We start from the raw sequence: 7,528 nt of genomic DNA on the forward strand, positions 1-7,528 counted from the left end.
GCATGGATATAAAAATTTCAGAGGTCGCAAATCTCCCCTCTCGCTTCGGAAGCTTCCGCGTTCAGTCGTTCAAGCAAGGAAATAAGGAGCATTTGGCGATATTTAAGCAGCCTTTCGCGGATGTTGTAAATGTGCGGATCCACTCGGAGTGCCTTACCGGAGATGCGATCGGTAGCCTAAAGTGCGACTGCCGCGACCAACTCGAAGCAAGCCTAAAATATATCGAGGAGCACGGCGGAATGGTGATCTATCTGCGTCAAGAGGGGCGCAATATCGGGCTTTTTAATAAAATCAACGCCTACGCGCTGCAAGATCAAGGCCTCGATACGATCGAAGCAAACCATCAATTGGGCTTCAAAGCGGACGAGCGCACCTACGAGATCGTAGATTTCATACTCGCTCATTTTGGAATTTCGCGCATAAATCTGCTTACGAACAACCCGCAAAAGCTGCACGATCTAAAGGTAGAAGTGGTCGCGCGCGTGCCGATAATCATTACGCCGAATAAATTTAACGAAAACTATCTGCGCGTCAAAAAAGAGCAGATGGGGCATCTGCTGTGAAGCTTGCGCCTGGCGAGAGCTTTAACGAACAGGTCGCTAAATTTAAAGCATGCCTGCAAAAATTTAACCGCGTCCATAGCCTCACGAATTACGACGATTTGGACGCGGTGGTACGCGACAGCCTAAGCGGAGCGAATTTCATACCGCGCTATCCGCGCATCGCGTGCGACATCGGCTCGGGAGCGGGCTTTCCGGGGATATTTTTGGCGCTCGCGCTGCCGCTGTGTGAGTGGCATCTATTTGAACCAAACCTTAAAAAAGCGGCGTTTCTAACCTACGCGAAGGTTAGCCTCGCTCTAGCTAACGTAAAAATCCACGCCGAGCGCGTGCAAGACGGCGCAAAGGTGCGCGCCGATCTGATAAGCTCTCGGGCTTTGATGAGCGCGCGAAATTTAATTGAAATTTGCCGCGGCTTTTACGATCAAAACACGACGTTTTTGCTCTACAAAGGCTCAGGCGCAGAGGCGGAAGCGGAGGAATTCCGTAAGGAATTTACGAGCGCGCGCTGCGAAATTTTTAGCGGCGAAGACGCTTTGAAAAATAGAAAATTTTTAGTGATCAAAGGGGTGAAATAATGGGAAAAATTCTAGCCATAGCCGTTATCGCGGCGCTCATATATTTTTTGATAGTGCCTAGATTTCGCATAAAGAAAAAGGACGATGCGACCGAGCTTTTGGCGTGCGACGAGTGTGGGACGTACTTTAGCAACGACGAGCTTGCTCTGCGCGACAAAAAGCGCCTTTGCAAATCCTGCGAAGCCAAACTAAGGGGCGGCAAATGATCATCCTAGGCCACGCGCTCGTGCCCTACGAGCCGCTATATCTCATCAAAAACGGCGACGAAGTTTTCAAATATGACAATCTGCTCTTTAAATTTAACGACAGGCTCATCGCCGCGGCGCAAAAAGCGCAGAAAAAATTTAGCGTTATTACGAACGATATAAATGAAATTTTACTCGCAAACAGCGCAGGCGCACGCTTCATCGTCGTGGATAAAAAATCCGCGGCGGGCGCACAAAAGCTAGCCAATGATTATCTTTTCGACGCCAAGATCGCGATGTTTATCGGCTCTGCGCGGGCGTTAAAAAACTTAGCCGAGCTCGGAATCGATGCGGCGATCTTTAAAGACGCGATCGCAAACGCGCCCAAATCGCTACTTGCGAGCATTGGAGACAGCGTGGGCTCTAAATTTCACTTTGGACTTCCGAAAAAAGATGAAATTTTCGGCGGCGCGCAAAAGCTCGCGGATAAAATTTCGGCTCTGGATAAAAAGCTAAGCGCGCCCGCAGCTGGTAAAAATGACGATATTTGGAAAAAATAGCAAAATCCTAAGCGAATTTGTTCGCGGGTATAAAATTCCTATGACTTATGCAAATTAAAATTCCGCGCATATAATTTTGCTTAGCCTCGCGGCTTAGAATTTAACGCGAGATTTCGCTCGCTTACGCGGATCGGAATTCTACGCGGAATTTTGCCCTCTTTCGTAAATTATAATTCTGCGCGAAATCTCACGCGTCCTCTGCAAAATTTTCTCGCTTACTCAATTTAAATTACCCGCTCGGATAGATTTAAATTTTACGTAGAATTCCGCCTGTCCTCGCGGCAAGAAATTTCAAATAAAATTCCGAACCTGCCTAAACTTCATAGAATTTCGCGCAAAATTTTACTTACAGAGACGATATAAATTCCTAGCCATTATTTTAAAATTTACTCGCGTTTTAGCTGCTTTTATGCGCGCGGTAAGGATTTTTTAAAGCTAAAATTTTATATAATTATGCGTTTCAAAAAGGCATATTTTGAGTACTAAATTCTTTTTAGCGATCCTTGCGATAGGCGTTATAATGGGGCTTTGCGCGGGGCTCTTAAACTTCGGTATCAACGAAATTGAAACTTTTGCTTTCGGACATAATGATGAGGAATTTCACATTGTCACGGAGCAAACCACTGCGCTTAGGCGCTTTCTTAGCGTCCTCGCAGCCGGCGCAATCGTAACTTTAATTAGAATTCTACTGATAAGGCTAAAACCCTTTTTAAACGTAGCTTCGATGATGGATGGGCAAAATCCGCCGTTTTGGCAAAATTTAATCCACTCAGTTTTGCAGCTCGTAGCCATCGCCGCCGGCGCACCGGTAGGCAGTGAAGCTGCTCCGCGCGAACTAGGCGCTCTATTCGCAGCTAAAATTTGTCGCGCATTAAATATCGATAGCAGCGAGCTTCGGTTATTCGTCGCATGCGGCGCGGGAGCGGGACTAGGCGCTGCATATAACGTTCCGTTAGCAGGCGCGCTTTTTAGCCTAGAAATTTTACTTAAAAGCTTCGATACTCGAGCGATTTTGTGCGCCTTTGCTACTAGCGCGGTGGCTACAGCTACAGCGGAATTTGGAGCTTCAAAAGAAATTTATTACGCAGTTTCGAACTTCGCCCCTACCCCGCAGAATTTACTCGCAGCGGCGCTAATCGGGCTTGTCACGGGAGTCACAGCGAAATACTTTCAAGACGGAGTGCGCTTGTGCGAAAAACGGCGCATAAAAAGCCTCAAAATCGCACTTACACTGCCATTTGCATTCTTGCTTACCGCGGCGGTCGGCGCATACGTACCAGAAATTTTAGGTAACGGACGCTCCGCAGCGCAGTTTGCTTTCGACTCCACATCCTTTAGCCCGTATTTGCTTGCGATCTTGCTTTGTAAGGCATTTTGCATTTTGATGATCTTTCGCTGCGGCGGATACGGCGGCACGCTTACGCCGAGTTTCGCGCTGGGCGCAGTTTTGGGGCTATGCGTTGGATTTGCGATCGGCGAAATTCTGCCAATAAGTCTTAGCGCGACGTGCGTTTGCGGAGGGGCTGCATTTTTAGCGATCAATCTAAACGCGCCGCTTTGCGCTTTTGCGCTAAGCGCGGGATTTTGCGGACTAAATATAAACTCATATTCGGTCGTCGTTTTTAGCATCGTATGCGCCGTGATCGCTAGAAATTTACTGACGAAAAATTTAGCGTAGTCACGGCGCTGATAATTCATGCGCTGCAAGCATAAATCGATGGGCGCGGCGATGATGGTCTGAGAACCTGCCCCGTCAGCATAGAGTGAGCGCCATAGGTCGCATCACTGGGCTAGGGCGGAGCCGTAAGGATATGCGCCTAAGCTGATCGTTGGTAAATTTAAGATAAAATTTCGCCACTTTAACCAAAGGAGAAGGCAATGGGTTTACTTTCATTCGTAGCCGAAGCAGGCAAGAAACTACTAGGTCTAGGCGATGACGCCAAGCACGTAAAAGACGAGATCGCCACCAATCTCAGCTCTACGCCGGTAGAGGGGCTAGAGGTCGAGGTACAGGGCGATACCGTCAAAATCAGCGGCAACGCCGATAAGGAAACTCTCGAAAAAGCAGCCCTCATCGCGGGCAACACCGCAGGCATCAAAAACGTGCAGATCGAGGGCATTAGAGAAGATAACGCCGAGAACTATTACACCATCGTAAAGGGCGATAACCTATCTAAAATTGCGAAGAAATTCTACGGCGACGCGAATAAATACAAGGTTATTTTCGACGCCAACCGCGAAGTTATCAAGGACGCGAACCTCATCTATCCGGGGCAGAAGATCAGAATTCCAAAAGCTTAAGCTCGCTTTTAAATGCTGCGGCTTAGTTTTGCAAGCCGCGGATTTTATTTTTGCGCGTATTGTGCTGCGTTTGCGCGAGTCGTGATTTATCAGCCCGCGGCGCAGCGCGATTTTTTGCGGAGCGTGATTTTTTAGCTGACTATACAGTGCGGTTTTCAAACTGCGATTTTATGAGCCGATGGCGTGGCATGATTTTGCGAGTTATGGATTTTGCAGACTGCGGACTTACGAGCCGCGGATTTGCTTTTGTAAGACGGGTTTTGATTTTAAGTCGTGACGCAGTTTGGCGAGCCGTACGACGGCTGATAGTAGATTATCCGCCGCACTTGCGCGCCGTCATCCTATTTGAAAACATATAAAATACTTTGAAATTCTATTTATAAAGAGCTCGATTTGGATAAATTTAAAGCCGGTGCTGCGCTAAGGAAAAAAGAGACTAGGGACTACGACAAAGAGCCACTAGTTTTGCGGGATTATTCTGGTTTTGCTTTGATTTTACATTATTTGATTATTTTAATATTTTGGATTACTGCTTCTGGATTTTGCATTAGTTACTTAGACGATTTTGAAAGTGGTATTTTAGATTTTGATGACATAAAACGAACGATAATAAAATTTGGCTTTGCAATAGTTGTATTTTTGATATTTGATTGTTTTAATATTATAAATTCAAAGAAAAAATATACCTATTTTTATAATTCAAAAGTTACATATTATGATCAAAATTTTAAAGAAACTAGTAGTGAAGATATAATATTTAACAACAAAACAGCTTTTAAGGCAGTTTGGTTTTTAGATATGATAATTTCAGCTACTTTTGGTAAGATATTTTTAGTTAGTTTTTTCATAATTAGCTTTATTAAAGGAACTTTTGGCATATCTTTAATAGGTGTATTACTTTTAATATTTATATTATTGTTTGTGGAATTTTTAGAAATTATAGTTTTTTTGATAATTTATAGACATGAAAATAAAAGTTTTAAAAATTTTTGGAAAATATTTCCAAAATTTCAAATAAATCTTGAATATATAGAAGAAACACACTGGTCTGATTATAGGTGGAAGAATCAAGGACTTTATTCTATACATATATTTTCTTTCAATGAAGAAAATTACAATAAGGTAAGAGATTATATTTTTACGGTCTTTAATATAGATATAAATAAAAATTTAAGCAAATAACAATCTTTTGATAAAGGATAAAAAATGAGAAAGTTTGAGGCGCTAAAAACATATGCAGAGCTAGCTTGGCGAGGTATATAGGATTAACAAGCTGTGGTATAAAAAAGACTGCTATGGAATTTTTTAAAATAACTTAAAATTAGAGTTTAAAAAAGGCTCAACAGAACTTAAGCGGATTCTCTCTTATCATCTTTAATAAAATTATGATAGAACTCCTTCGTATCTTTGCTGTTATTATATCTAAATTCACATTCTTTAAGATGAAGCAAAAAATTCTCTTTCTTGATGCCTTTAAATTTAGATAATCTGTGTTTAGCATATCCCCAGAAGTTTTCTATACCGTTTATATGATTTTTACCATTAGCGAATTCATTCTTTGAATGTTTTACTCTGTAATGAGCCTTCGCTCCGTAGTCAACTAAGCCATCATAGGCTTTCCAGCAATCTGAATAGATAGTAGAGCTATCAAGCTCACTATATTGCGATAGTATGGGTATTAGTTCACTAGCAGAGCAGTTCTTTACTATCTGAGTATAGACCTTATCATCTCTTTTAAACATACCGAATACCGGTTGCTTTCCGCTTGCTCCTCTACCTCTCTTACCTCTTACTCTATTAGCTCCGAAGTAGCTTTCATCTATCTCTATCTCGCCATTAAATTTGCTTATCTTTTCACATTCTTGAGAGATAAAAACTCTAATGCTTTTTAGAATCTTATTAATGGAAATTCTAGAGATTCCTGTAAAATTTGCTATTTTAGAAGCTTCTATGTCTTCTGCAAAATACTTGAGAATTTCTCTAAATTTCTTCTCTGAAATTCGGGAACGAATTATATACTTGTTTTTCATCGGCAGGATCATAGTTAAAAACTCCTTTGAAAGTTTTTAACTTATCTTGAGCCAAAATTTTTAGCAAAATACCGCTCAAAATTTTATTAAATCCAAATCCTCACGTTCAGTTTTAAAATTTTAACGATACTCAAAAAGTTTAAAATTTCGCTCTTTATCTCGCTTGCGGGGTCGCGGCGCAGCACGCTTTCATAGACGCTAGGCTCGAAATTATCGCGCCTGGTGTGCACGAAAATATGGATCCGCCGCTCTCTGATACTCGCCCAGATCTGCGCCCCGAGCGCATCGCCTACCGCTAAAAACCGCTCCATAAATGCGGGGGTTAGCACGTACATCGCGTTTTGCGGCTCGTCGCTAAGCACCTTGTATCGCGCGGCAAACTCCACATTATCCATCGCAACGGGCTTTAGACCTATGTGCTGTTTGTTTTGTATCTCGCGCGGATAGATGAAAACGGGCGCGATGATGCGTTTGTTAAATTCCGCTACGAAAAACGCCCCCGCGAGCTCGTGCTGCAAATTTTGATGAAAAAAGCTCACATCGCTAAACTCGAAGCTCACCCCCTGCCACGCGCCGCCCACGCGGTCGTTGCCGCGCAGATTTTCGATGAACTCGAACAGATCGCTCTGCACCACGCGCCAAAACGGCACGCTGCCGTAGGAGACGTATTCGTAGCCCAGCTCGCGCACGAAGGGCGCCAGATAGTGCTGCTTGTAGCTTTGGCGGTACCGCCCCGTAAAGATCTCTTGCGCGCTTCTTACGCCGAGCGCGTAAAACCGCGCCGCTAGCCACACCGCGAGCGCAAGCGCGGCTAAGCCTATCAACGCCTGCGGCAAGGCTGCGGAGTATTTGAAGATCAAAAATGAGATCACGACCGCGCCGAACTTTAAGATATTTTCCGTGCCGATGAGATCCTTTTGCCAGCCGTTTAAGTGCACCTCTTTAAGACTTACGGCGAGCAAGGCGACCGCCAGCAGCACGAGCATCGTCGCGCTAAAGCTCTGCGCGCCCTGCCTATCTGTAAAATACGCGATAGCGCCGAACACCGCAAACAAGGCGATCGTGCTTACGACGACGATAAACTTAAGCTGCTCCACGTGCTTTTTCGCGTCCAGTCGCAGGCGCTCCAAATCATAAATAGTCAAAATTTCGCCCTTCTTTAAATTTGCCCGCAATTTTAGCAAAATTCTAGGGATTTTGGAATTTCAAAGCTCGCTCGTCCGCACATAAGGTGAATTTTTTATGAATTTCGCACAGCCCCCTAAATTTAAGGATAAATTCAAAACTCTAAGCTTAAAATTTCATCGTAGCGGG

General features: G+C 43.9%; 9 protein-coding genes and 1 pseudogene. 8 read left to right on the forward strand and 2 right to left on the reverse strand.

Annotated elements, in window-relative coordinates:
* The first annotated feature begins 2 nt into the window (after positions 1 to 2).
* From ribA to Q0144_RS09375, 8 genes are all read left to right on the forward strand, one after another.
* Entirely contained in the window at positions 3 to 563 is a 561-nt protein-coding gene (gene ribA / locus Q0144_RS09340) for a GTP cyclohydrolase II (RefSeq protein WP_298063626.1), read from the forward strand.
* A complete protein-coding gene (rsmG, locus tag Q0144_RS09345) occupies positions 560 to 1,138 on the forward strand; it encodes a 16S rRNA (guanine(527)-N(7))-methyltransferase RsmG (RefSeq protein WP_298063628.1) in 579 nt (192 codons plus the stop codon). Before ribA ends, rsmG begins: the two co-directional genes overlap by 4 nt.
* Positions 1,138 to 1,344, forward strand: coding sequence for a hypothetical protein (locus tag Q0144_RS09350; RefSeq protein ID WP_298063630.1), 207 nt, complete (start codon positions 1,138 to 1,140; stop codon positions 1,342 to 1,344). The genes rsmG and Q0144_RS09350 overlap by 1 nt, the downstream gene beginning before the upstream one ends.
* Positions 1,341 to 1,883, forward strand: a complete 543-nt coding sequence (locus tag Q0144_RS09355; RefSeq protein WP_298063632.1) for a hypothetical protein — start codon at positions 1,341 to 1,343, stop codon at positions 1,881 to 1,883. Before Q0144_RS09350 ends, Q0144_RS09355 begins: the two co-directional genes overlap by 4 nt.
* 475 nt (positions 1,884 to 2,358) lie before the next feature.
* Positions 2,359 to 3,561, forward strand: coding sequence for a chloride channel protein (locus tag Q0144_RS09360; RefSeq protein WP_298063634.1), 1,203 nt, complete (start codon positions 2,359 to 2,361; stop codon positions 3,559 to 3,561).
* A 200-nt stretch (positions 3,562 to 3,761) separates the two neighbouring features.
* Positions 3,762 to 4,184, forward strand: coding sequence for a peptidoglycan-binding protein LysM (lysM, locus tag Q0144_RS09365; RefSeq protein WP_298063636.1), 423 nt, complete (start codon positions 3,762 to 3,764; stop codon positions 4,182 to 4,184).
* A 188-nt stretch (positions 4,185 to 4,372) separates the two neighbouring features.
* A complete protein-coding gene (locus Q0144_RS09370) occupies positions 4,373 to 4,543 on the forward strand; it encodes a hypothetical protein (RefSeq protein WP_297941360.1) in 171 nt (56 codons plus the stop codon).
* A 34-nt stretch (positions 4,544 to 4,577) separates the two neighbouring features.
* The gene (locus Q0144_RS09375) at positions 4,578 to 5,366 is read left to right on the forward strand and encodes a hypothetical protein (protein ID WP_298063638.1); all 789 of its coding nucleotides are present in this window, start codon (positions 4,578 to 4,580) and stop codon (positions 5,364 to 5,366) included.
* A gap of 157 nt (positions 5,367 to 5,523) precedes the next feature.
* Here Q0144_RS09375 and Q0144_RS09380 read toward each other — a convergent pair.
* Both Q0144_RS09380 and Q0144_RS09385 read right to left on the reverse strand, forming a co-directional pair.
* A pseudogene (locus Q0144_RS09380) lies at positions 5,524 to 6,226 on the reverse strand (IS1595 family transposase).
* A gap of 74 nt (positions 6,227 to 6,300) precedes the next feature.
* Positions 6,301 to 7,359, reverse strand: a complete 1,059-nt coding sequence (locus Q0144_RS09385) for a DUF3137 domain-containing protein (protein ID WP_298063641.1) — start codon at positions 7,357 to 7,359, stop codon at positions 6,301 to 6,303.
* Positions 7,360 to 7,528: the final 169 nt, after the last annotated feature.

The sequence above is a fragment of the uncultured Campylobacter sp. genome (assembly GCF_938045345.1).
Lineage (GTDB): Bacteria > Campylobacterota > Campylobacteria > Campylobacterales > Campylobacteraceae > Campylobacter_B.

What these genes read in the sequence shown, in the direction of transcription:
- Q0144_RS09355 (WP_298063632.1), top strand. Translation starts at nt 1,341, where the DNA reads ATGATCATCCTAGGCCACGCGCTCGTGCCCTACGAGCCGCTATATCTC.
- ribA (WP_298063626.1), top strand. Translation starts at nt 3, where the DNA reads ATGGATATAAAAATTTCAGAGGTCGCAAATCTCCCCTCTCGCTTCGGA.
- Q0144_RS09350 (WP_298063630.1), top strand. Translation starts at nt 1,138, where the DNA reads ATGGGAAAAATTCTAGCCATAGCCGTTATCGCGGCGCTCATATATTTT.
- Q0144_RS09370 (WP_297941360.1), top strand. Translation starts at nt 4,373, where the DNA reads ATGATTTTGCGAGTTATGGATTTTGCAGACTGCGGACTTACGAGCCGC.
- lysM (WP_298063636.1), top strand. Translation starts at nt 3,762, where the DNA reads ATGGGTTTACTTTCATTCGTAGCCGAAGCAGGCAAGAAACTACTAGGT.